This window comes from Limnohabitans sp. MMS-10A-178, assembly GCF_003063375.1.
In the GTDB taxonomy this organism is placed as follows: Bacteria; Pseudomonadota; Gammaproteobacteria; order Burkholderiales; family Burkholderiaceae_C; genus Limnohabitans_A.
Window position 1 is genome coordinate 1429647 of record NZ_NERY01000001.1, and the last position, 23402, is coordinate 1453048.

Consider the following 23402-nt stretch of genomic DNA (forward strand, 5'->3'; position numbering starts at 1 on the left):
GGTGGGCGATGTCTAAAAATTGAAGTTAACTTGAAATTATCGAACCATGGCGGGCATCTTCGGATTGAAGGTCCAGCCAGGAATGAGATATTGCATGGCCATGGCATCGTTGCGCGCACCCAAGCCGTGCTGCAAATAAAGCTGGTGTGCGGCTTCGACGGCCTGCATGTTCAGCTTGACGCCCAAGCCAGGGGCCGTGGGGACATCGATCATGCCGCCCTTGATTTGCAATGGTTCTTGAGTGAGGTATTGGCCGTCTTGCCAAATCCAATGAGTGTCAATGGCGGTTACTTTTCCGGGTGCTGCCGCCGCGCAGTGTGTGAACATGGCCAAAGACACATCAAAGTGGTTGTTGGAATGTGAGCCCCATGTGAGGTCGTACATTTGGCACAACTGTGCAACACGCACCGAGCCTTGAAGCGTCCAGAAGTGTGGGTCGGCCAGCGGAATGTCAACAGCTTGAAGTTGAATGCTGTGGGCCATTTCGCGCCAGTCGGTAGCCACCATGTTGGTGGCGGTGGGCAAGCCAGTGGCGCGCTTGAATTCGGCCATGACCTCACGCCCAGAGAATACGCCTTCTGCACCACATGGATCTTCGGCGTAGGCCATGGTGTTGCGATGATCGCGCAGCAATCGAATGGCGTCCTTCAGCAGCCAGCCGCCATTGGGGTCTAGCGTGATGCGTGCTTCAGGAAAGGTTTCATGCAAGGCCACAATGGCTTCAACTTCTTCCTCTGCGCGAATAGCGCCGCCTTTGAGCTTGAAGTCTTGAAAGCCATAGCGGTCTTGCGCAGCTTTCGCCAAACGCACAATGGCCTCAGGCGTGAGGGCCGCCTCGTGGCGCAGGCGTTGCCAATCGTTGTTGGCTTCAGGCTCTGAGTGGTAAGGCAGATCGGTTTGAAGTCGATCGGCAATGTAGAACAAATAACCCAAGACTTGAACTTGTGAGCGTTGTTGTCCTTCACCTAACAAGGCGGCCACTGGCACCCCCAAATGTTGACCCAACAAATCGAGCAGGGCACTTTCGATGGCGGTGATGGCATGAATGGCTATGCGCAAATCAAAGGTTTGATTGCCGCGACCGCCTGCATCGCGATCGGCAAATTTTTGTTGCAGGCTGTTGAGCAAGTTCTTGGCGTTGCCAATGCTTTGACCTTCTACCCAAGCTCTTGAGTCTTCTAGTGTTTGGCGAATTTTTTCACCTCCCGGCACTTCGCCAATGCCAGTGTTGCCGCTGGAGTCGGTCAAGATCAGGATGTTGCGGGTGAAGTAGGGGCCGTGCGCACCGCTTAAGTTGAGCAACATGCTGTCGCGGCCAGCAACGGGAATGACTTGCAGTTTGACAATGCTAGGGGTGTGGCGGTCGGCATTCATAGGGTTTGTTAGGGTTTGCTTGTGTCATTCTATGGCGGGTGTGAAGCTATCATTGCTCTCGTGAACCCTGAAATTCATCCAAGCATTGTGATGCACCCTGCTGACAATGTGGCCATCGTGGTCGCAGCAGGTGGCTTGAAGCCGGGCGATCGTGTTCGAAGGGGAATGAGTTCTGACGCACTGGTCCTACTGAATGCGGTGCCTCAAGGACACAAAGTGGCCTTGATTGATATTGCTGCAGGTCAAGCGGTTCTGAGATACAACGTGAGTGTGGGCGTTGCCAAAGACAATATCCCTGCAGGCAGTTGGGTGCATGAACGTCTGCTTGAGATGCCTGCAGCGCGCGACTTTCAAAATTTACCCATGGCCACTGCGCCAAAGCCATCGATTGAACCCTTAACAGGATTTACTTTTGAGGGCTATCGCAATGCCGATGGCTCAGTGGGCACTCGCAACATCTTGGCGGTCACTACCACTGTGCAATGCGTTGCAGGTGTGGTGTCCTTGGCAGTACAAAAAATCAAAGAAGAGTTGTTACCGCTTTATCCCAACGTGGACGACGTGGTAGGCATAGAACACACCTATGGTTGTGGTGTGGCCATTGATGCGCCCGATGCCGTCATTCCCATTCGCACCCTGCGCAACATCAGCCTCAATCCTAACTTTGGCAACGAAGTGTTTGTGATCAGTCTCGGTTGTGAAAAATTACCGCCTCAACGTTTGTTGCCGCCTGGTAGTTTTCCATTGGTAGACGAGCGGACAAATGCTGATGGACCCGACACCATTTGTTTGCAAGACGATCAGCACGTTGGCTTCATGTCCATGTTGCAACATATCGTCGATGGCGCCAAGCCACATTTGGCGCGCTTGAATGCCAGACGACGCGAAACCTTGCCCGCCAGTGAATTGGTGGTCGGTGTGCAGTGCGGCGGTAGCGATGCGTTCTCTGGCGTCACTGCCAATCCCATTGTGGGTTATGCCGCCGATTTGCTGGTCCGTGCTGGCGCCACCATCATGTTCAGTGAAAACACAGAAGTGCGCGATGCCGTTGAGCAGCTCACGCATCGCGCTGCCACCCCTGAAGTGGCACACAGCATCGTGCGTGAACTCGACTGGTACGACCGCTACTTAGAACGTGGCAAAGTCGATCGAAGCGCCAACACCACGCCAGGCAACAAGGCGGGCGGCTTGTCCAACATTGTTGAAAAAGCCATGGGCTCTATTGTGAAGAGCGGCTCCATGCCCATCCAACATGTTTTGGCGCCGGGTGAAAAGCTCAAGTCAACTCAAAAGGGTTTGGTATTTGCGGCTACACCGGCCAGCGATTTCATTTGTGGCACTTTGCAATTGGCCGCTGGCATGAACTTGCATGTGTTCACCACCGGACGCGGCACGCCTTATGGCTTGCAAGCTTGCCCTGTGGTGAAAGTGGCCACAAGAACAGATTTGGCCCGGCGATGGCATGATTTGATGGATCTGAATGCGGGCCGAGTTGCCGATGGCGAAATTTCGATTGAAGAAGGCGGCTGGGAATTGTTCAAGCTGCTGTTGGATGTCGCCAGTGGCCGCCAAACTTGGGCTGAGCATTGGAAACTGCACAACGCCATGGTCTTATTCAACCCCGCACCCATCACTTGAAACTTAAAAAAGGAGACTCTCATGACCCAACGTCGTCAATTTTTACAAACCTCTGTTGCACTGGCTTCAGGCTTGCTCACTACAACTGCGTTCAGCCAGGCTGCGTGGCCTTCAAAGCCCATCAATTATTTGGTCGCATTTCCAGCAGGTGGCACCACCGATATCTTGGCGCGCTTGGTATCCCAAAAGTTGGGTGCTGCTTTGGGCACCACCTTGGTCATTGAAAACAAGGGCGGAGCGGGCGGTAGCGTAGGTTCAGAAATTGCAGCGCGTGCCCCCGCCGATGGCCATCACCTACTGGGCGGCACCATCAGCTCGCATGCCATCAACATCAGCCTGTATCCCAAGCTGGCTTATGACCCCATCAAATCTTTCACACCGGTGTATTTGTATGGCACCAACCCTGTGGTCTTGGTGGTCGCAGCCAACAGTCCCTACAAAACGCTGCGCGATTTGATGACCGCAGCCAAAGCCAATCCTGGAAAGTTGTCGGGTGCTTCTGCAGGCAACGGCACATCACAACATTTGGCTCAAGAACTATTGGCTTTCAGAGGTGATGTGAAGTTCACCCATGTGCCTTACAAGGGCAGTGCACCGGCCATTCAAGATGTGATGAGCGGACAAGTCGATTTCATGTTCGACACCACGGTGGTGGCGGGCGCCCACATTCAAAGTGGCAAGTTGCGCGCACTGGCAGTTACTTCGGCCAGACGCTTGACGGACGCCTTCACTGATGTGCCTACAGTGGCCGAATCTGGCTGGCCAGGTACCCAAGGTTTTGAAGTGGTGTCATGGCAGGCCTTGTTTGCGCCCGCTGGAACGCCCAAAGCCATTGTCGATAAATTGCATGCTGAAATTCTCAAGATCATCCAAACACCCGAAATGCAAGATCGCATCAAGGGCCTAGGTATGCAACCTTCTGTCATGACGCCAGAGCAGGTATTGAGCTTTCAAAAAGCAGAAATTGACAAATGGGCGCAAGTCATTAAAGCGGCCAACATCAAGCTCGAATAAGGATGACTTTGAGTGGCGCTGTACCTTTAGCCATGAACCCAGATCAATTTGCGCATTAGATTGATCTGGTTTTCAATGCCCCATCAGCTGCCTCGGCCCACCAAGCTGTAAGCGCTGGTATTGTTTTGCAGCCATTGCTCTGACAGCAAAGCGCTTTGCTGTGCAGGGTGGAAGTCAGCCTTTTTGTAGGCCTTCCAGTGACCAAAGTTACTTCTCAACAAACCATTCTTGCTGAGTAAGAGCTGGTAGCCGCTTTTCCAGGTGCTGGGTTTGAACAGGCTGCCATCGCGCCACAGGTTGTGCATGGTTTGCAGCATGACGTCGGTGAGGAAGGTGTAAGTCACATAATGAAAAATGCGTATACGCCATTTTTCATTGCCGCCCAAGGCTTTGTAAACGTCAAAGGCTGTGCAGCGGTGCTCAGCTTCTTCAGCAGCGTGCCATTGCCACATGGTTCTGAGGCGTGGCTCTGTGCCTTCAAAAATTTCGGAATGGTTTAAGAGCCAGTCGGCAAAGATGTCGGTGAAGTGTTCGGTGGCTGCAGTGGCGGCCAATTGTTGACGTACGTTTTGATTTGCGTTGGCTTTGATGCGTTTGGCAGAGCGCTCCGCAATGATATTTTTAAAGCCTTGAAGCTCAATGTGGCCATTGAACAAAGCATGAATGCGGCGGTGCGTGGCCTCTTGGCCAATGAAGCCTTGAACTTCAGCGGCAAACTTCTCGCGCATGGCGGGGTCCATTTGTTTGGCACCTTCGCGCACGGAGTCGATGAAAAACTGCTCGCCAACAGGGAAGCTCATAGAGAGCGCATTGAAGAAGGCTGACTTGAATGCATCACCACCACACCAGCGCTGTTCAAAGGGCGTTGTGAGGTCAACCAATAATTTTCTAACTGCAAGTTCGGACATGAGGCTCTTTCAGGGGGAACCGAGGGTTTTGGAGGGCTTCTCGGTGATGGCTTATTTTGCTATATTTTCCATACATTCATGTATGTTTCTTTGACAGCCTTGTTTTAAAAGGGTTTTTTATGATCTGGGGCAACAAGTTCAAAGCATTAACATGCCAATTATCAAAACCATAAGCTTGTACTGTTGATGCTGAAAAAAATTGTCATTGCTTTCGGGTTGGTCATTGCTGCTTTTGCCTTGGCGGTGGGCGCACTGTACGCCAAGGGCGGTCGAGCAGAGGTGCTTTTGTGGTTTGTGAAAGTCTTTGTCAGGGAAGAGCATGCACCCAACAGGGAAGTGACCTGGACCATTCCATCTGCTAAGTCGACAGTTCCAGAAAACAGTTCTGGCGTCAAACCACCCAACGTCATCCTGATTGTGGTCGACGACTTGGGCTACAACGACATCACCTTGAACGGTGGTGGCTTGGCAAAGGGCTCTGTTCCAACCCCTCATATCAACAGTTTGGCGCTGCAAGGCGCCAATTTTGAAACCAGCTACTCCGGCAATGCCACGTGTGCGCCTTCACGTGCTGCCATGATGACCGGCCGTTATCCCACTCGATTTGGTTTTGAGTTCACCCCAACGCCTAAGCAGTTCATGAAAGTCATAGGCCACTACAAGGGCCCCAACCAACTTCACGACCCCATCTATCACGCCGATCGAGAAAAAGATCTGATCCCTTACGAAACCATGGGACTGCCACGCTCCGAAATCACAATGGCCAACTTGCTCAAGGGGCAAGGCTATCGAACCCTGCATGTGGGCAAGTGGCATTTGGGCGATGCACCTCAATTTAGAGCTTACGAGCATGGCTTTGAAGAGTCTTTGTCTTTTCCCCATGCCAGCTCTCTTTACTTGCCAGAGAACGATCCCAATGTGGTGAACGCTCAGCAATCGTTTGACATCATTGATAGATTTCAATGGGCTGCTGGTAGTTTTGGCATGCGCTTTAACAACAGCGAACTTTTCAAGCCCAAACGTTATGTCACCGATTACCTCACTGACGAAGCCGAAAAAGCCATTGAGGCCAATCGCAATCAGCCGTTCTTTCTATATCTAGCCTACACCGCACCTCACACGCCTTTGCAAGCTACCAAAGAAGACTACGCTGCACTGTCGCACATCGAAGACCACACACTGCGTGTGTATGCGGCCATGGTTCGCAACCTAGATCGCAACATTGGCCGCTTGATGCAAACACTCAAAGACAAGGGCTTAGACGACAACACACTGGTCATATTTACCAGTGACAACGGCGGGGCGCATTACGTGGGTCTCGATGGATTGAACAAACCATATCGGGGCTGGAAGGCCACGTTCTTTGAGGGCGGCATCCGTGTTCCCATGTTCATGCGTTGGCCTGCTGGTATTCCAAAGGGAGTGAAGCCGCAACTGCCTGTTAACCACATGGACATTTTTTCAACTGTGGCAGCAGCTACCGGCACCAAGCTCCCTACCGATCGACCGATGGACGGCATCAATCTCTTGCCTCAATTGGCCAAGCCTACTGAAAAGGGCCCCGAAAGATCTTTGTTCTGGAGAACTGATTCTTATCGTGTGATTCGAAAAGGCGATTGGAAATTACAAGTCACGCAAAACCCCAGAAAAGATTGGCTCTACAACTTAGCGGCCGATCCCACTGAGCAAACCAATTTGGCTGCGAAGGAGCCTGAGCGAGTGGCTCTCCTGAAAAAAGAGTTAGAGGCTTTCAATGCCACGCAAGTCAAACCCAGCTGGCCCTCAATTGCCGAGGCAGCCATTGCCATCGACAAACACCTTCGACAACCTATGCTGCCGTCTGACGAATACGTTTACTACGGCAACTGAGTTCAAGCGCTGATAAACGACACTAAGGCCTCTGCCACTTCTTCCCCTTTGTCTTCCTGCACAAAGTGGGCTGCGCCGCGAATTTGGGTGTGTTTCTGACCTGCAGCACCCGGCACCTTTTTTTGCCACATCTTTTCACCGCCTTTGGTCACGGGGTCTCGCGTACTGAACAAGGTAATGAAGGGCTTGGTCCAGGCCTTGTACATCTCCCAAGCCCGCTCATTGGCTTCGCGCGCTGGATTGCTGGGATGAATGGGCACCAAGGTTGGGAAGACCCGCGCACCCACTGCATAGCGAGAACTGGGGTAAGGCGCATCGTAGGCGGCCACAGCCGCATCGCTGAGGCCCTGTGCGCAACCCGCGCGCACAATTTTGCCAATTGGAAACCAAGGGCTGTACATGGCAAAGGCGCGCCAGATGTGAAATGCCTTGGGTATTTTTTCATTGCCAGTGGGCAAGCCGCCGTTGCTCAGGGCAATACGGGCAAAGCGGTCAGGCATTTCGGCCACCATGCGAAGGCCGATGAGCGAGCCCCAGTCTTGGCAAAAAAGAGTAATGTCTTGAACATCTACCGATTCAAGCCAAGCACTCATCCACTGCACATGATTTTCATAGGTGTAGTCTGAGCGTTGAGTGGGTTTGTCGGTGCGACCAAAACCTACTTGGTCGGGCACCAACACACGCATGCCGGCCTGAACCAAAACCGGAATCATTTTGCGGTAAAGAAAAGACCATGCAGGCTCACCGTGCATGAGCAAGACCACAGGGCCATCCTTGGGGCCTTCATCAATATAAGCAATGCGCAAGCCGCCAACTTCTGTGTAATGAGGCGTGTAAGGAAAGTCTGGTAAGTTTTGAAATCTTTCTTCGGGTGTGCGAAGAAAGTTTTTGATCTGAGGCAATTGACGCATGAATTGATTTCAATCTTTAAGTGTTTTCTAAATTCAAAATTTAAAAGCGATGACTGACGTCAATGCTTTTCTTTCCCGCTGGCAAGCTCAAGAAATCGCCATCTTTGGCCACTTGAATCTTGCCTTTAAAAACTTCTGCCGTGCCTTTTAGAAACGCATCTACCAAGCCTGGCAGTGGAAGTGGCGGGGCAATGTGGTTCAGCAGCAAATAGGACACCTGCGCTTGCTGGGCAATTTCGGCGGCTTGCACGGGCGAGGTGTGGTAGTCGGTGATGTCCTTCATGATTTGTTCGAGCTTGTCACGTTTGGCCGTTTTTGCGCCTTCTTGGAGCAGCTTCATTAATTCCATCGACATGGCCTCGTGAATCAGTACGTCTACACCTTGCGCAGCCTTGGTCACATGCACAGAAGGGGTGGTATCGCCGCTGATGACAATGCTTCTGTCTTTGTATTGAATTTTGTAGCCTACTGCAGGATGAATGGGGGCATGAGCCACACTGAAGGCGTGAATTTTTGTGTCTTGACTGTCATACACCAGCGTGGTTTCAAATGCTTGGGTTTTGAACGGAACAGCTTTAGCACCAAATCCACTGCTTGGAACAATGGCCTCGCCATGGTGCGCCACCCGATAACCACGGTCTAAGCTATAAGCCTGCATGAACCCGTTGACCACGATGTCGACACCCTCGGGGCCGTGCACCGGAACGGGTTGTGTATTTGAATTGGAGACCCATCGCTGTAGCAGCAATTCACCTAAGCCATCGATGTGGTCTGAGTGAAAGTGCGTGAGGAAGATGCCCTGAATGTTGCCGGCATTGAAGCCCATTTTGTTGATGTTGCGTGCGCTGGTATTGCCGGTGTCAAAGACAAAAAGTTGTTGTCCAGCAATGACCAGAGTGCAAGGCCCACCGCGCTTGTCGTCAGGCATGGGGGAGCCTGCGCCGCACACGGCAATGTGCAAACCATCGGGTAAGTTTTGGAGGGGATTGCTGCCCATTCGCTGTTCTGTGACGCGCTTGGCCACGGCCAAACTCAGAGGTTCTCGAAACGCATACAGGCTGCCTGCAAGCAGTGCAATAACGATGAAGACCGACGCCAGTTTTCCAATGCGCATTTTTAAACTCCAAAAATTCTGGCCATGCGAACGCCAAAGCCTTGAATCCAAGGTGAGGTGTATCGCAATTTGGGCCGAGTGGCTTCGCAAGCTTTGATGATTTGTTTGACGATGCCGTCGGTATTTTTAGCTTCTAAAAATTTAAACGTAGCGCGCTCTTGTTTTTGCATCTTCTGAGCTTGGTGGGCAAAGTAGGAGGATGGCCCCATCCACTTATATTTGCTGTCGGTCATGGCTTGGTTGAATCCGGTATGAATGGCACCGGGTTCAATGAGTGCAATGTGAATATTCTTTTTGAGTTGATCCATTTCGGCACGCAGGCCTGCCCCCGCTGCCGAAAGGGCAAACTTGCTCATGCTGTAGGGCATGAGAAAGGGCATGGGAACTCTGCCAGCAATGGAACTCACCAGCAAGACAGTTCCTTTTTCGCGTTGAATCATGCCGCTCAATGCAAGTTGGGTAAGTTCCAGTGTGCAAAACAAGTTGACTTCGAAAATTTTGCGAACACGTTGCATGTCAACCTCTGCCAAAGAGCCCGATTCACCCATGCCTGCGTTGTTGACCAGAACATCAATGGCAAAGGGCTCAATGAGCTTTCTGTCAGATTCCAGGGTGATGTCAAGCTTGAAAACTTCCAGGTGAATGCCCTTGTTTTGAGACTCCTGGGCAAGTGCCTCTGCTTGAGCCTGAGTTTGGGTGGTGGCCAATACGCGGTGCCCTCTGGCGGCCAAGGCAAACGCCGAGTCTTTGCCAATGCCAGACCCAGCACCTGTGATCAATATGGTTTTAGTCATGTAAATGGCTTGCTTAATTCAACATAAGTGAGGGGACGTAAATTCGGGCCAGTCGGTCCATGGAGCACCAGTAAAAATCTTGGTGCCAGCCCACGCTGGGAAACACCACACCTTGCATGCGCCCACCCGTTTGCACACGCCCTTTTTCTTCACCTGTTTCAATGTCCAAAACAAGGACTTGCTCGTTAAAGCGGCTGTAGTCATTGACGCACAGTTCGCCGGTTTTGGCAAACAGCAGCATATGGCTGGCGGCACCAAACTGAGCGTGATGCCAAAGCGGCGTCAATTCAACATCGTGTTCGTTGCCATTGTGAGCGGCGTCTATTTTCCAAGCTCGCAAATGCCGATTGGCCGAGTCGTAGCCCACCACAATGCGGCGTTTTAAATCGATCAAGGGCGGATTGCTAATGCTGCCGTAGGGCAGGCCACTGACTTCCCAACTTTGATGCGATTGTGCATTGTGCAATGACACCCGAATGAGCCGGTTAGCTGCTTTGTGGCGGCCTGCACCCAACATGCTGACCATGTAGTTGTGCTTGCCGTTGTCCATGAACCAGCCGTGTTCGCCGTCAATGACCATGTCCCAGCCATAGCTTTGGGGGGCATCTCGGAGGTAATGAAACTCCCAATCAGGATCGCGTTTCAATTGCTGTGAGGCTGCATGCCAGTGGTATCTGAAAACGCGGCTGACGCCCACCACATAAACCGTATTGCCATGGGCACTGAGGCGCGCAATGGAAGCTTCGGGGCACACCACATCGCTACTGGCCACTTTCAAGGTATCGGGGTGCAGCGTGGTGAGTTGCGCGGGCGTGGTGGCCGATAAATTTTTGGTCACGATCAAGCCATTGCCTAGCACCACAAAGCTGTTGTAGGGTTCATGGCGTGGCAATAAATACGAAGCCACTGGTTGGCAATGACGGTTGAGTTTGTGTGCAAACCGACCATAAACCACAATGATGTGGCCATTGGCATGAACCGCCATGCCACCTGGCCACATAGGACCGCCCTCAAGCCTTGGAGAGCTTTCGAGTGTTTCTAATGTCAAGGGGTCAATGCGAGAAACCTGCGCTGTGGTGGGTAGTCCCAACCGTGCGCGAATGGCGGAGTGAGTTAGCAGAAATACTTCGCCTGGCGCACCCAATACCGTCATGGTCGACATCCGTGTGCTTCTGGACGTGCATGCCAATTTGGTTCCGGGCTTCAAATTCAGGCATGCCGTGTTGTGCGGTGTTTGAAGTCGAGATGGCCCTGCGTCCTCGCAAGGCCAAGGGCTGTCAAAGTAACCAGAATGCGCCATGGTGATCGTGATGATGACGGTGACGGTGCTCGCTCAATGAGCCGCTTGCACGATAGGCCGATGTTTGCGCCGACGCCAAAACCAAAACAATCCCAATACCAAAATGCCAAGCAGTCCGAGCAAATGCATCTGGTGGCGCGGCCAGTAAACGAACACCAAGGAATTGATGATGACCTGTTGAATGGGATCGTAGCCCGCAGGCATCTCAAGCACCCCATTGGCTTTGGCCCATTTTGCATAGTCGGCTTGCATGCTTAAAAACAGATCGGGAAATTCAAGCTGAAGGTCTTGCGTTTCGCCAGGGTCTTTGACGATGTTGTACAAGCGCCATTGGCCGTCACCCACGGGTGCCAAGTTGCTGAGCAATTTGAAATCACCTTTGAACAAAGCCTTGTTGCCAGACAACTCGTAGCCCAATATTTCGTCGGGTCCTCGAACTCGGATGGCATCGCCAGCAATCACAGGCATTAGGCTGTGACCAGTCAAGGGATAGATGGTTTGTCCTTTATAGACCGTGCCAGGATGTTGCACGCCAGCCAACTCAAGCAAGGTGGGTACGATGTCTTTCACATGCGTGAGGCTGGCATGCACCTTGTTTCTGGCAGACTTGGGCATGTTGGGAATGCCCGAAATAATGAGCGGCACCCGAATACCGCCTTCACCTGCAAAAAACTTGTAGGTGCTTAAGGGTGCTGAGGCGGCACTAGCCCAATTGGGGCCAATGACGCTGTAGGCGCCCTTGCTGCCCAATCGATCTAGATCGCGGTTGTAATGCCGATCCAACCACCATCGCCCAACGGCCAATGCGTAAGGGTCGGAGGCCTCAGCACCATTGTCAGACAAGAACATGAACACAGTTTGGTCGTACTCACCAGTTTCTTTCAAGTGAGCGATAAGCCTGCCAATGTGAAAGTCCATAGCCTCGGCCATGGCTGCATAAACCTCCATCCGACGCGCTTGATAGGCTTTGTCAGAGGCGCTCAAAGAATTCCAAGCTACATGGGTTGAGGGCAAGTTGGCCATCTTGGAAGTGGCGGGTATCAGCCCCAGGGCAATGGCCTTGTCTCGGCGTTCATTGCGCAAGACATCCCAACCTGCGTCATAACGCCCTTTGTATTTATCGATGAAAGACTGGGGTGCTTGCAGCGGAATATGGTTGGCTTGAAAGGCGATGTAAGCAAAAAAAGGCTTGTCTGATTTGGCATCGGCTTTGAGGTACTCAAGGGTTTTGTCAATGTAAAACTCAGAGGAGTAAAACTCTTTGGGCATTTTGGCTTCTTGCCCGTTGTCGTACCAATAAACTTTGTCGGTCAGGTCCAAATACAGCTTGCCTGTCTCCCAGTTGTCTGCGCCACTGTCGCCCATGACCAAAGACCGGTCAAAGCCTCTGGCAGGCGGTAAGTTGTGAGGCTCTTTGCCAACGTGCCATTTGCCCGTTGCATAGGTTCTGTAGCCGTTTTCTTGCAGCAAGCTCGATACGGTTACCACACGCTGATTGAGCACACTCAAGTAACCGGCGCGGCCCACATGCGATTGCGGAATGGTCTCGCGCATGTTGCCCACACCATTGAGGTGGTTGTCAACACCAGTGAGCAACATCGAGCGGGTGGGAGAGCACGACGCACTTACATGAAAATTAGAAAAGCGTGCGCCAGATTTGGCCAATTGGTTCAGGTTGGGTGTTTGAATTTCACTGCCAAAAGCGCCCACATCACTGAAGCCCCAATCGTCGGCCAACATCAAGACGATGTTGGGTCGTTTGGCCGACACAGGCGTACAAATGAGAAATGAGATGCAGGCCAAATAAGCCAAACAAGAACGAAGGGTACTGCTGTTGAATTTCATGATTCGGTGTGAGCGGGCAGATCAAATCGATCGTGCAAAGCTTGTTCAATGACCCAGAATCTGTCTTGGCCCCAGACTGCGGTGTCTTCAAATTTGAAGGAGGGAACACCCCACAAGCCCAGAGCAAAAAGTGCTTCTCGGTTTTGCTCTGCAACGCTGCGCCAATGCTGCTCATTGCTTTGACTTGTCAGGATGTCTTTGGCGGCCTGCCAATGAAGGCCACATCGCTGTACGATGATTTTGAGATGTGCATCTGTGCCAGCATCCAGACCCTCTGACCATACCCCTTGCATGAAGGACATGACATATTCTTCGGCCAGTTGGTGCATTTGGGCAAATGGAATAAGGGCCAAACCCCGCTCGGTGGGTTTGCCCAAGGGGTCATTGAGCCGGCCAAAAGGCACATTTTGAACGTAGGCTTCGCGAGCAGCGTCCAAACTGATGTACTTTCTTTTTTCAGCGGGCACTGGCAAACCGCGCATGACCATGGGCAGCACATAACGCAAGTTGATTTTCACGCCATGTTCTTTGGCCCAAGGAAATAGTTTGGCGCAGCTGATGGCGGAGTAGGGGCTTCTCAATGAGAAAAAGAAATCAATGCTGGTAGCTTCAGGGACATGACCCAAACTTTGATATTGCGGTGTGAAAAAGAGCGGCCGTCGTTCACTCATTTTGGCCGAGGGCGCTTGCTTTGAAAGACCCAAGGCATTGAGCCGTGACTCCAAATGATGCAGTCGATCAATGCCCCAATACCACTCACCTTCGTAATAAATAACGCCACTTAAATAGTGGCCCCATTTTTTTCGCAAACGATGCGAGGTGAGCTGTGCTTCTTTGCCAACCTGAATGGGCGCCGATGGTGAACTGGGTGGCCAATGAAGCCCATACTGCTTGGCCAGACGAGCTGCATCTTGCTGACTGTAGGCTTTGAGTTTGTCACGCTCGGGCACAGCTGAGTCATCAGGCGCCCCCACCACGTGTTGTACGACAGAAACGGCGTACTTGTCTTGAAGGAGTGGGACGGCTTGAGCTAAAAGCTGGGAATAGGGCTCTTCCAGCTCATGAAAGAAATGCAAAACGTGTGGACGCTGTTGGGCGCTGCGTTTAATTTCAGCTTTTTCTCGCAAATCCAAAAGGCGACTTCGAGATAAAAAATGTTGGCTGATGACGGGCATCAGCCAACTCTTGAGACTTCTAAAGGTCATTGAAGTAAGGCTTAAAACGAAACCACATTGACCTTAGAAAGCCAAGACCGAATTACCAAGCCTTGACTAAACGCAGTTGCAGACTTTTGACGACGATGGCATTGCGGCCACCAAAGTTGTCGCTGAATTGCAAATTGAGGCCTGCATCTTTGCCGGGAAGTTTGTAGGACACAAAAGGACCGAAGCCATTGGTTTTATAGCGGTTGCCGCCAGCTGGCGCACCGGTTCCGGTGTCGTCTGACATTTGCTGTGTGGTGAACACGTTTACGCCATACGCCCAGTCGCCGGCGACCTTCACGATACCGCCTTCAGCATAAAGAAAATTGCCACTCTTGTAGTCGGTGTCTTTGTTGCGGGTGTTAATGCCATAAGACACCCGGCCTGCGATGCTAACGCCGGCATCCCAATTAGAGTCTGAGTGCTTGGGGTTCAAGTTGTAAGTCACGGCAACGCCGGGTCGCAAGGTGTAGAAGTTGCCAAAGCCAGGGTTGGGGCCGCGAGTTTTGTCATAGGAGCCTGTTGGAACAAACAGCGACACACCCGCAGCGACCTTCAGGCGATCGGCATGTCGGATCCACACAGTTGACAACTCAGCGTCGCCCATGCCGGAGACTTCAAGATTTTGGGGAACGCTGGCTGCATTAACCCGTTTTTGAACTTCCGCGTTGGCCATGACTGTTCCACCGTTGAGCTGCGCCACCACAGTGGCAGGCAAAGGCGGCGTGGTGGCTGCAGGCGTCAGGACTCCAGCAGGTTGTGTGACGATGTAAGAGCGCTTTTGCTTGATGAAAGGCAAGTTGATTGCAAAAACCATATGACCATTGCCATAGGTGCTCTCGGTGAGATAACCACCCACCAAATTCAACTGTGTTTGGTCTTGGTTGAATGCCAAGCTGCCAGCTGGGAAAACTACTTTGTAGGGCAGTGTTGGGTTCAATTGAATGGGTGAAATGGGGGGCGGTGCTACGTCGTTTCCAGAAGCATCTGCAATTTTATAAATTTGCAATTGGGTGAGACTGGCCGTTCCAAAAAAACCGGGCTTGTCTGCACTTACTGCCATCTCACCGCCAAAGGCACCCACAGGAGCCTGTCGCAATTTAAAACTCTCAGCAGCTTGGGCGTTCAAACCACAGGTCAGTAGCGCGACCCAAGGCAGTGTCGCAAAAACGAGCTGGCGGGGCGTTGCTTTGTGCAGGGAATCGGTCATGGGTGTCTCCAAAATAGTTATTTGATCAGTACACATGTGTATTGACAATTCACTCTAGCACAGCAAAGATCAATGCATGTCTAGGGTTTTCGCTAGCGAGTGCAAATTTGGGAGGCGAACAGACATGCTTCAAAATAGGGCATGACACGCATGGACACACCAGATCAAAATCACAAAACCAAATCGATGGCACCGGAGGCCGCTCGTTTGTCGCGAGACAATTGGCTAGACGAAGCTTTCAAGGCGGTGGTGGCGGGTGGCTTTGAGAATGTCAAAGTTCTGGCCATAGCAGAAAAGCTCAAAGTCACTCGGGGCAGTTTCTACTGGCACTTCAGCGATCACGCCGACTTGATTAACAGCTTGCTCATGCGCTGGAAATTGTCCCAACTCGAATTGGATGAAAAACTTAAATCGCACCGAAGCCACAATCCGATTCAAGATTTGGAATTTGTGGTGGACGCAGCTTTTAACCAAGCGGGCTCAGAACTCGAAAATCTTCGCTTCGAGCAAGCCTTGAGGGCTTTGAGTCATTTGCATGCAGGTGCTGCGCAAATGTTGGTGGAAGTGGATGCTGAACGCATGAATTTGTTTGAGTCCAAATTTTTGGTAATTGTTAAAGACAAAGCCAAGGCGCGTGATTTGGCTGCGTTGCTTTATTTGGCCATTGTGGGCGGTTATCAGGCTTTGAGTCGACCCGTGAATCCACCCAACATCAGAGCTTATTTGCAAGGCTTGATTTCAAATTATTTGGTTTTGAAGCAGGTTACTTGAGTCTCTTAGTTCAGTCGTTCCATCGCGGGCATTTTCCAGGGACCGTTCAATGCCCTGTCTTCTGGCCAATACAAACGTGCATTGAGTAAAAACGGTGCGCCCTTTTGAACGGGCAGCCAATTGGCATGGGCTTCTTTGGAATCGGGTGGCGTAGCTTGTATCCAAATGTCCAATGAACCATCTGCATTGAATACCAATGGATCTCTGTCACCCAGGGCAAATCGTTGAATGGGGTTGTCCAATAAAAACTCATCTGCACCATAAGCTGTGATGGACCAAAAAGCTTTGACGGGTGGCAAGGCTTTGGCCGCAAAATGCATGCGATATCGATGCTGGCCATTCAGGGGTTTTCCTTCGTGGTCTAGTGCAGTGTTGGGGTAGATGGCGTCTTCTGGCAAGTTGGCCCCAAGCCCCACCATGGCCACAGCAGCCCGCGTGTTGTAGTCGGAGCCATAGCGGCCTAAATTCAGGGGCGGAACCGACCAGCTGCCATCCATGGCTTTGTTGTTCAAAGCCTTCATGACGCGCTGGTGAGCAATCCAGCGACCTAAGGCAAAACTCAAATGTTGGTGCCATGACATCGCCACTGCTTGGCCTGGCCGAATTTCAAGTTGTGCCAGTCGTGCAAGCAATGGTGCATCTGCTGGGGCAGGTGGGTTACTCACCATCAGTTGCATGAGTCGATTGAAAAATTCGAGGGTGCTCATTGCGTTCATTTGTGCAAGGGGCGGCACTGCGGGTTCAGTACTGACTTGCCAAGCTGGTGACGCCATTTTTTTAGAATCCGTGCCTGCGGATGCTGAGCCATTGTGGGCATCCCATTTTGTGAGCCTCAGGCGATTTTGCAATTCATGCACCACCGCATAATCTGCTGTGCCGTTGGTTTGCGTTCTGCCAATCAGCCAAACCATGTCGGTGGGCGATTTGAGGAGCGTCATGTCTTTGGGTACGTTGCCTTGCCATTGCGGTCCGGCTAACAAATAAGTTGCCCCCTGATTGCCTGAAGTTCTGCTGCCAGGCGATGCAAACACGTTGGTCCATGCATCCATGAAGGGCATCAACTCATATCGCTTGTCGTTGGCGGGCATTTCAAAAACCCACGGACCATCTTTCATGCTGATGAATGCCGTGGTGTACAGCGTGTCGACATTGGGGCGAACCACATCTTTGAATTGGGCGTTTGGAAATTGCCTGACCAAGCGCAACTGATTTTCAGGCCCGATGTATTTCGCGCTTTGAACCCGCGTAGTTTCCATCATGACCAAGGGGTAGCCATACAAAAAAGCTTCAGCGCCCAGCGTGATCTTGTCTTTCAAGACCAGCACCAAGCCTGCGATCAGGACCAGTAAAAGCAGTACCGCAGTGAGTGTGCGTTTGACGATCTTCATGGCTGATAGATGGTTCTAAAGCCCAAATGGCTCACCGCTAAATCGTCTTCTTGGGGTTGTCTAGACCCAGCGCGATATCGCATGCAGTAATTTGGGGCGCACAAAAATGAACCGCCTTTGATCACCCGAACCTTAGGTTGAGAATTAGGTTGAGAATTTGCTTGAAGTGTTTTGAAAATGGGCGGTCGCTGTGCTTCATCGGGATCAAGTCCTTGATTGGCACTAGAACCTTGGCTGCTGGAAACTGCGGGCCTGTCTGCTACAAACACATCGGCAGTGAGCTCCCACACATTGCCAACCATGTCAAACAGGCCATAGGCATTGGGCGCGTAGCACGCCACAGGTGCTAAGCCTGCAAAGCCATCTTCGCTGGCATTGGCCATGGGAAAAATACCTTGCCAGGTGTTGGCGCTGGCGGGTTGATCGTGCTGGCCTGGCAATGCCTTGGCACCAGCACGGGCGGCCCATTCCCACTCTGCTTCCGTGGGCAAGCGATGGCCCTTCCATTGGGCATAAGCTTGAGCATCTTCGTAAGTGATGTGCACCGCAGGAAATTGGCCAAAATTGTCAATGTTTGAGTGAGGCCCGGCTGGTTGCTTCCAATTGGCGCCTGGAATGTATTGCCACCACTGGCGCGGATCATCGCCATGCGTGAGCTGAGCGGGTACCTTGAAGACCACAGCGCCCGGTTTGCGCATGTCTTCTGGCAAGTTGGCCACCAACTGCGGGTTGACAGGACGCTCTGCCACCGTGACATAGCCTGTGGCTTTCACGAAGGCTGAAAATTCTGCATTGGTGACTTCTGTGCGGTCCATCCAAAAACCTTTGACACGCACATTTCGAACTGGTTTCTCTTCTGGGTAAACACTGTCGCCCATGTCGAAGACGCCATCAGGAATCCAAACCATGCCGGGTTTGGGTGCAGCCGCAGAAGAGGGTGGTAGCTCGCATTGCAATTTGGCTGGCAGAGCTTGTTTGACAGTGGCTTCTTCGCGTGTCAACCAGAAGCCAGTTGCGCCCAAAACCAATATGGCTGAGATAGCGATGAACCAATAGCGTGTTGTCATGTTGGAAAAAAGCTAGCTCAGTTAATGAAGGTCAGTTAAATAAGCTCAGTTAAACAAGCTCAGTTAAGCAAAGCTTCTGCAAATTCACGCGCATCAAAAGTTTGGAGATCATCCAGTTGCTCGCCCACGCCTATGAAGTAAACAGGAATGGCTTTTTCGCGGGCAATGGCGCACAGCACGCCGCCTTTGGCCGTGCCGTCAAGCTTGGTCACAATGAGCCCTGTTAAGCCCAAGGCTTCATCGAAAGCTTTCACTTGCATCAAGGCGTTTTGTCCAGTGTTGCCGTCAATCACCAGCAAGACTTCGTGCGGGGCTGTGGCATCGGCTTTTTGTACCACGCGTTTGATTTTTTTCAGCTCTTCCATGAGGTGCAGTTGGGTGGGCAAGCGGCCCGCTGTATCGACCAACACCACATCTCTGCCGCGTGCTTTGCCAGCCGAGACGGCATCAAAACTCACCGCAGCAGGATCGCCACCTTGTTGGCTGATGATTTCAACCGTATTGCGCTGCGCCCAAACAGCCAGTTGCTCTCGAGCTGCAGCTCTAAATGTATCGGCTGCAGCCAATAACACACTGGCCCCTTGGTCTGCCAAGTGGTGAGTGAGTTTGCCAATGGACGTTGTTTTGCCTGCGCCGTTCACGCCCGCCACCATCAAGACCATTGGCTTTTGAGAGCCAATGTGAAGCTGCTTTTGCAGTGGCATGAGCAAGTCTGTAATGGCCTCTATGAGCAAAGCTTTGACCGCTGCAGGGTCGGTGGCTTTGGTGGCTTTGACGCGAGCCTTAAGGTCTTTCAGCAAGTGTTCAGTGGCTTTGACGCCTGTATCGGCCAACAACAAGGCCGTTTCTAGCTCTTCATAAAGTGCATCATCTAATTGCGTGCCCGTGAAGACGGATGCAATGCTGCCGCCCGTTTTGCGCAAGCCCGCTTTGAGTTTGCTGAGCCAAGACTGCCTAGGGGGCTCAGATGGCGCGGCTTGGCCGGCCGCTGTGCTAATTGCCGTCGGCTTTGCTGAGGGGCTGACCACAGGGGTCTTGTCCTGAGCTGGTTCTGGTTTTGGGGATGAGCGAAAGAATCGGAACATATTGGGCGGTCTGTGAGAGCCTATTCTATGAAAACTTAGGACAAGCTCAAAATCGCCTGACAACGCGGTAAGCTTAAGGGCATGCCTACCAAACCCATCAGTCAAGCAGCTATCGGCTCACCTTCGCACGAAGTGCGCATCATTGGTGGCCAATGGAAGCGCAGCAAAATCAAAGTGATCGATCGACCTGGCCTGCGGCCCACGCCCGACAGAGTGCGAGAAACATTGTTCAATTGGTTAGGCCAAGACCTCACCGATTGGCGCTGTGTCGATGCATTTGCGGGTACGGGTGCCTTGGGCTTTGAGGCTGCTTCGCGGGGCGCGCAAAGTGTCTTGATGTTGGAGCAAGACGCTCTATTGGTCTCTCTGCTAAGTCAAACGCGCGAGCGTTTGAAAGCACAGACGGTACAAGTTCAAAAGGGCGACGCCATGATGGCGCTCCAGCGTTTAGCGCCGAGCAGCCTCGATGTGGTTTTTTTAGACCCACCCTTTGAGGGCTCGCACTTTGAAAATGCTTTGAAGGCTGCAGCCAAAGCCGTTGTGCCTGGCGGGTGGGTGTACCTAGAAGCCCCCATTCATTGGACAGAAGAGGCCATTCAAGCTTGTGGACTTCAAGCCCAAAAGCACATGAAAGCGGGCGCCGTTCATGCCCACTTGCTGCAACGACCAATCGAGGGATAATCCCTCCAAACCATCAGGAGCTCCTCATGAGTCGCACAGTGACCGCTGTTTATTCTGGAACTTTTGACCCCATTACTTTGGGTCATGAGGATGTGGTGTACCGCGCCTCTCAAATGTTTGACAAAGTGGTGGTGGCTGTGGCCACTGCACACCACAAAAAAACCATGTTTACTTTAGATGAGCGTTTGGCCATGGCGCAAGAGCTTACTCAATATTTGAGCAACGTCACGGTTTTGCCTTTCACAGGATTACTGTGCGATTTTGTGCAAAGCCAAGGCGCGCGTGTCATTGTGCGAGGTTTGCGCTCAGTCACTGACTACGATTACGAAACGCAAATGGCCGGTATGAATCGGCATTTGGCACCCGAAGTTGACACCGTCTTTTTGCACACCAGTGCCTCGGTACAGCACATTAGCAGCACCTTGGTCAGAGAAATTGCCACCTTGGGTGGCAAGGTGGAAGGGCTTGTCTCTCCCGCCGTTTTGAAGGCCCTGCAAGCCAAGCGCTGAATGCGCTAAAGCTCAGCGGCTTCCACCATGAAGCGCACGCGTTTTTGTCCTTGCCATTCATCGACATCCAGCCGATAGGCTAGCTTGACACGAGCGGGCAAAGGTTCAATTCGACCAAACCAAATGCCGTCCACTGCTTGACCTTGGTGCTTGAGCTTGAGGGCAAGGTGTTTTTCACCCACCAGCTTTTGTGAAACAACTTCCACTTCGTCGCTGAACACAGGCGCTGCAAAGCCTTGGCCCCATACCTCTTTGTGCATCACATCGATGAATTCAACGCGCCGGTATTGAGCTTGCAGCGGGCCATCGGTTTCCAATTTGCGCTGAAGCGTTGCAGGTGACAAAAGCTCGGCAGCCACTTGCATGAAACAAGCCTCAAACAATTCCAAGTTTTCTTCTTCGATGGTGCAGCCAGCAGCCATGGCATGGCCACCAAATCGCAACAGCACATGCGGATGCTTTTTGGCCATGAGGTCAAGCGCATCTCGCAGGTGAAAGCCCGGAATCGAACGGCCAGAGCCTTTCAATTCATGCTCTTTGCCTGGGGCATTGCTGGCAGCAAAAACAAAGCAGGGTCGGTGAAATTTGTCTTTGATGCGGGAGGCCACAATGCCCACCACACCCTCATGAAAATCGGGATCGAACACGCAGATGGCGGGGGGCGGTTCCTCGCTGTCATCCAACAAGGACTCGGCAATGTCCATGGCTTGCTGGCGCATGTCGCCTTCTATGTCTCGCCGCTCCCGGTTGATGGCGTCCAGTTGCTTGGCCAATTCATCGGCTCTTGCGGCATCATCGGTGGTTAGGCATTCAATGCCCAGCGTCATGTCTGACAAGCGGCCTGCCGCATTGATCCGAGGGCCGAGTGCAAATCCAAAGTCAAAGGTGGTGGCTACTTTGGGCTCCCGACCAGCCGCTTTGAACAATGACAGCATGCCCGCAGGCATCTGCCCTGCCCGAATGCGTTTCAAGCCCTGTGCCACCAAGCGGCGATTGTTGTTGTCAAGCCTCACCACGTCTGCCACTGTGCCCAAGGCCACCAAAGGCAAAAGGGTATCAAGCTTGGGTTGAGACTCGGCTGAGAAAACGCCACGTTGGCGCAGCTCTGCACGCAAGGCCAGCAGCACATAAAACATCACGCCCACACCAGCCAATGACTTGCTTTCGAAATCGCAGCCTGCTTGGTTGGGGTTCACAATGACTTCTGCAGAGGGCAAGGTAGCCGCAGGCAAATGATGATCTGTGATCAAGACTTGCAAGCCCAAAGCTTGCGCTTGCGCAACGCCCTCGATGCTGGCAATGCCATTGTCGACGGTAATGAGCACATCAGCCCCCGATTGCTTCACACGCTCTGCAATGGGGGCCGTCAGACCATAGCCATCCACAACGCGATCGGGCACGATGTAGCTCAATTGCTGCGCGCCCAGCATGCGCAAACCCCGAAGGCCGATTGCACAGGCTGTTGCGCCGTCGCAATCGTAGTCGGCCACGATGCAAAGTCGCTTGTTGCTTGCAATGGCATTGGCCAACAAAACAGCTGCCGCTTGGTTCCCTTTCAAGGAGTTAGGCGCCAATAACTTGGCCAGACCATCGTCTAGTTCTTCTGCACTCAAGATGCCCCGCGCAGCAAACAAGCGCGACAACAGGGGGTGAATGCCGGCTTGTTCTAAGGCCCAAGCACTGCGCGGCGGGACATCGCGCGTCAATATTTTCAAACTCATGAGCTGGCAACTCCATTTGACAAGGTTCGCAATTCTCGGCTCAGCGAGACAGGCTTGAAAACGCGCTGCAGTTTTTGACGCCATGAATCTGGCTGCAGTGAGTAGTGCCGCAAAGAATCTTCACTGCAAAGAGTGAGCGACACAGATTGGTTCAATTCCAACGCTTGGCACAAAGAAAGTGCCAGCGAGTTGTCAATCTGTTGCCATGACTTTTGCCAAAGCGTTGGGTCTGTCGATAGGGCTGCTTCTCGCAAATCGAGGGCCACCGAAACGTCGCTGCTTTTCGGGTAAAGCTGGTCTAAAGCTCTGTGCATCCAAAATGAATTGACCGTCCATCGCCCCTTCAAACTCCGCTCGTCGTTCACAGGGTGTTGGTAAAGAAGCATCTGCATTTCACTTTGTAAACGTTGCAAAGTTTTGGCTTGTTGCAAATTGGGCATCCACGTTTGAATGCTTTTGCCCGACACCCGCTCAATGCTGGCCAAAGGCAAACCATCGATCAAATTGCCAGTGACACGCCAAACCAGAGGGCTTTCGTACACAAGCTGCAGTCCGTCTTCTTCAAAGTAGGGCTGCATGGCAGACAAAACTTGCCTTGATTCTGCGTCGCTCAAGGCCAACTCTTCAGGCTTGAGCAAAATCACTTCATTCATGCCGACTTGCCAATGGCAGGGGGTCATGATGGCTTCTGGGCCTAAGCAGGGAGCAATGCCAACGAGTTTGGGGGCATCTTCGTGCGGCATGAGAAACGCACTCGACTCTGCAGTTGCTGGGCTCGAAATTTTGACATGCGACAGGCGGCTGAGTAATTTTTCCAAGTTGGGCAAATACAATGCATCAGTTGCCTTTTGCAGCACCTCAGATTCTGGGGCGGCGTAGGCAATCACCCCATGGCGGATGGCTACATGGCCTTCATGGACCTGGGGCATTGCGGTGGGTGATAAGCCTGCTTTCATGCCTGTATTGTCAGGGATGACACAATGCCCCTTTGTGACAGTCGG

The 23402-nt window shown here is 52.3% G+C and carries 20 protein-coding genes; 6 read left to right on the plus strand and 14 right to left on the minus strand.

All coding sequences use genetic code 11. The features are described 5' to 3' along the window. Positions 1 to 36 precede the first annotated feature (36 nt). On the minus strand, positions 37 to 1374 hold the full coding sequence (locus tag B9Z32_RS07100; RefSeq protein WP_108420555.1) for an enolase C-terminal domain-like protein: 1338 nt from the start codon (positions 1372 to 1374) through the stop codon (positions 37 to 39). A 90-nt stretch (positions 1375 to 1464) separates the two neighbouring features. Here B9Z32_RS07100 and garD point away from each other — a divergent pair, with 90 nt between their 5' ends. Both garD and B9Z32_RS07110 read left to right on the plus strand, forming a co-directional pair. Beyond that, a complete protein-coding gene (gene garD, locus B9Z32_RS07105; RefSeq protein WP_108421066.1) occupies positions 1465 to 3012 on the plus strand; it encodes a galactarate dehydratase in 1548 nt (515 codons plus the stop codon). Positions 3013 to 3033: 21 nt separating this feature from the next. Next, entirely contained in the window at positions 3034 to 4026 is a 993-nt protein-coding gene (locus B9Z32_RS07110) for a tripartite tricarboxylate transporter substrate binding protein (RefSeq protein WP_108420556.1), read from the plus strand. An 83-nt stretch (positions 4027 to 4109) separates the two neighbouring features. Here the strand turns inward: B9Z32_RS07110 and B9Z32_RS07115 are convergent, their stop codons facing one another. Beyond that, entirely contained in the window at positions 4110 to 4934 is an 825-nt protein-coding gene (locus B9Z32_RS07115) for a metal-dependent hydrolase (protein ID WP_108420557.1), read from the minus strand. A gap of 186 nt (positions 4935 to 5120) precedes the next feature. On the opposite strand from B9Z32_RS07115, the gene B9Z32_RS07120 reads away from it, so the two are divergent. After that, entirely contained in the window at positions 5121 to 6803 is a 1683-nt protein-coding gene (locus B9Z32_RS07120) for a sulfatase-like hydrolase/transferase (protein ID WP_108420558.1), read from the plus strand. 2 nt (positions 6804 to 6805) lie between these two features. Here B9Z32_RS07120 and B9Z32_RS07125 read toward each other — a convergent pair whose 3' ends face one another. The 7 genes from B9Z32_RS07125 to B9Z32_RS07155 form a co-directional block, all read right to left on the minus strand. After that, complete coding sequence (locus B9Z32_RS07125) at positions 6806 to 7714, minus strand: haloalkane dehalogenase (protein ID WP_108420559.1); 909 nt, start codon at positions 7712 to 7714, stop codon at positions 6806 to 6808. 40 nt (positions 7715 to 7754) lie between these two features. Further along, the gene (locus B9Z32_RS07130; protein ID WP_108420560.1) at positions 7755 to 8828 is read right to left on the minus strand and encodes an MBL fold metallo-hydrolase; all 1074 of its coding nucleotides are present in this window, start codon (positions 8826 to 8828) and stop codon (positions 7755 to 7757) included. Positions 8829 to 8830: 2 nt separating this feature from the next. Then, positions 8831 to 9622 (minus strand): SDR family NAD(P)-dependent oxidoreductase, encoded by a 792-nt coding sequence (locus B9Z32_RS07135; RefSeq protein WP_108420561.1) that lies wholly within the window; start codon positions 9620 to 9622, stop codon positions 8831 to 8833. Between the two features lie 13 nt (positions 9623 to 9635). Then, positions 9636 to 10922 carry a hypothetical protein gene (locus B9Z32_RS07140; protein ID WP_108420562.1) on the minus strand — a complete coding sequence of 429 codons (1287 nt, stop codon included), beginning with the start codon at positions 10920 to 10922 and terminating at the stop codon, positions 9636 to 9638. 33 nt (positions 10923 to 10955) lie between these two features. After that, positions 10956 to 12767 (minus strand): arylsulfatase, encoded by a 1812-nt coding sequence (locus B9Z32_RS07145; protein WP_108420563.1) that lies wholly within the window; start codon positions 12765 to 12767, stop codon positions 10956 to 10958. Then, complete coding sequence (locus B9Z32_RS07150; protein WP_233248120.1) at positions 12764 to 13942, minus strand: DsbA family protein; 1179 nt, start codon at positions 13940 to 13942, stop codon at positions 12764 to 12766. The genes B9Z32_RS07145 and B9Z32_RS07150 overlap by 4 nt, the downstream gene beginning before the upstream one ends. An 82-nt stretch (positions 13943 to 14024) precedes the next feature. Next, positions 14025 to 15179 (minus strand): transporter, encoded by a 1155-nt coding sequence (locus tag B9Z32_RS07155; RefSeq protein WP_158268186.1) that lies wholly within the window; start codon positions 15177 to 15179, stop codon positions 14025 to 14027. A gap of 150 nt (positions 15180 to 15329) precedes the next feature. Between B9Z32_RS07155 and B9Z32_RS07160 the strand changes: the two genes are divergently transcribed. Further along, on the plus strand, positions 15330 to 15950 hold the full coding sequence (locus tag B9Z32_RS07160) for a TetR/AcrR family transcriptional regulator (protein WP_158268187.1): 621 nt from the start codon (positions 15330 to 15332) through the stop codon (positions 15948 to 15950). A 5-nt stretch (positions 15951 to 15955) separates the two neighbouring features. Here B9Z32_RS07160 and B9Z32_RS07165 read toward each other — a convergent pair whose 3' ends face one another. The 3 genes from B9Z32_RS07165 to ftsY are packed head-to-tail and all read right to left on the minus strand — an operon-like array spanning position 15956 to position 19490. After that, complete coding sequence (locus B9Z32_RS07165) at positions 15956 to 17338, minus strand: DUF1254 domain-containing protein (RefSeq protein ID WP_108420567.1); 1383 nt, start codon at positions 17336 to 17338, stop codon at positions 15956 to 15958. After that, positions 17335 to 18405 (minus strand): formylglycine-generating enzyme family protein, encoded by a 1071-nt coding sequence (locus tag B9Z32_RS07170; RefSeq protein ID WP_199219956.1) that lies wholly within the window; start codon positions 18403 to 18405, stop codon positions 17335 to 17337. The genes B9Z32_RS07165 and B9Z32_RS07170 overlap by 4 nt, the downstream gene beginning before the upstream one ends. Before the next feature lie 59 nt (positions 18406 to 18464). After that, on the minus strand, positions 18465 to 19490 hold the full coding sequence (gene ftsY, locus B9Z32_RS07175) for a signal recognition particle-docking protein FtsY (protein WP_108420568.1): 1026 nt from the start codon (positions 19488 to 19490) through the stop codon (positions 18465 to 18467). A gap of 81 nt (positions 19491 to 19571) precedes the next feature. Here ftsY and rsmD point away from each other — a divergent pair, with 81 nt between their 5' ends. Together rsmD and coaD are read left to right on the plus strand one after the other, a co-directional pair. Further along, the gene (gene rsmD / locus B9Z32_RS07180; protein ID WP_108420569.1) at positions 19572 to 20171 is read left to right on the plus strand and encodes a 16S rRNA (guanine(966)-N(2))-methyltransferase RsmD; all 600 of its coding nucleotides are present in this window, start codon (positions 19572 to 19574) and stop codon (positions 20169 to 20171) included. A gap of 26 nt (positions 20172 to 20197) precedes the next feature. Continuing rightward, the gene (gene coaD / locus B9Z32_RS07185) at positions 20198 to 20680 is read left to right on the plus strand and encodes a pantetheine-phosphate adenylyltransferase (protein WP_108420570.1); all 483 of its coding nucleotides are present in this window, start codon (positions 20198 to 20200) and stop codon (positions 20678 to 20680) included. Between the two features lie 5 nt (positions 20681 to 20685). Here the strand turns inward: coaD and recJ are convergent, their stop codons facing one another. Both recJ and B9Z32_RS07195 read right to left on the minus strand, forming a co-directional pair. Continuing rightward, positions 20686 to 22395 carry a single-stranded-DNA-specific exonuclease RecJ gene (recJ, locus tag B9Z32_RS07190; RefSeq protein WP_108421068.1) on the minus strand — a complete coding sequence of 570 codons (1710 nt, stop codon included), beginning with the start codon at positions 22393 to 22395 and terminating at the stop codon, positions 20686 to 20688. 2 nt (positions 22396 to 22397) lie between these two features. Then, positions 22398 to 23357: a hypothetical protein gene (locus B9Z32_RS07195; protein WP_146179468.1), complete on the minus strand. Its 960-nt coding sequence runs from the start codon at positions 23355 to 23357 to the stop codon at positions 22398 to 22400. Positions 23358 to 23402 lie beyond the last annotated feature (45 nt).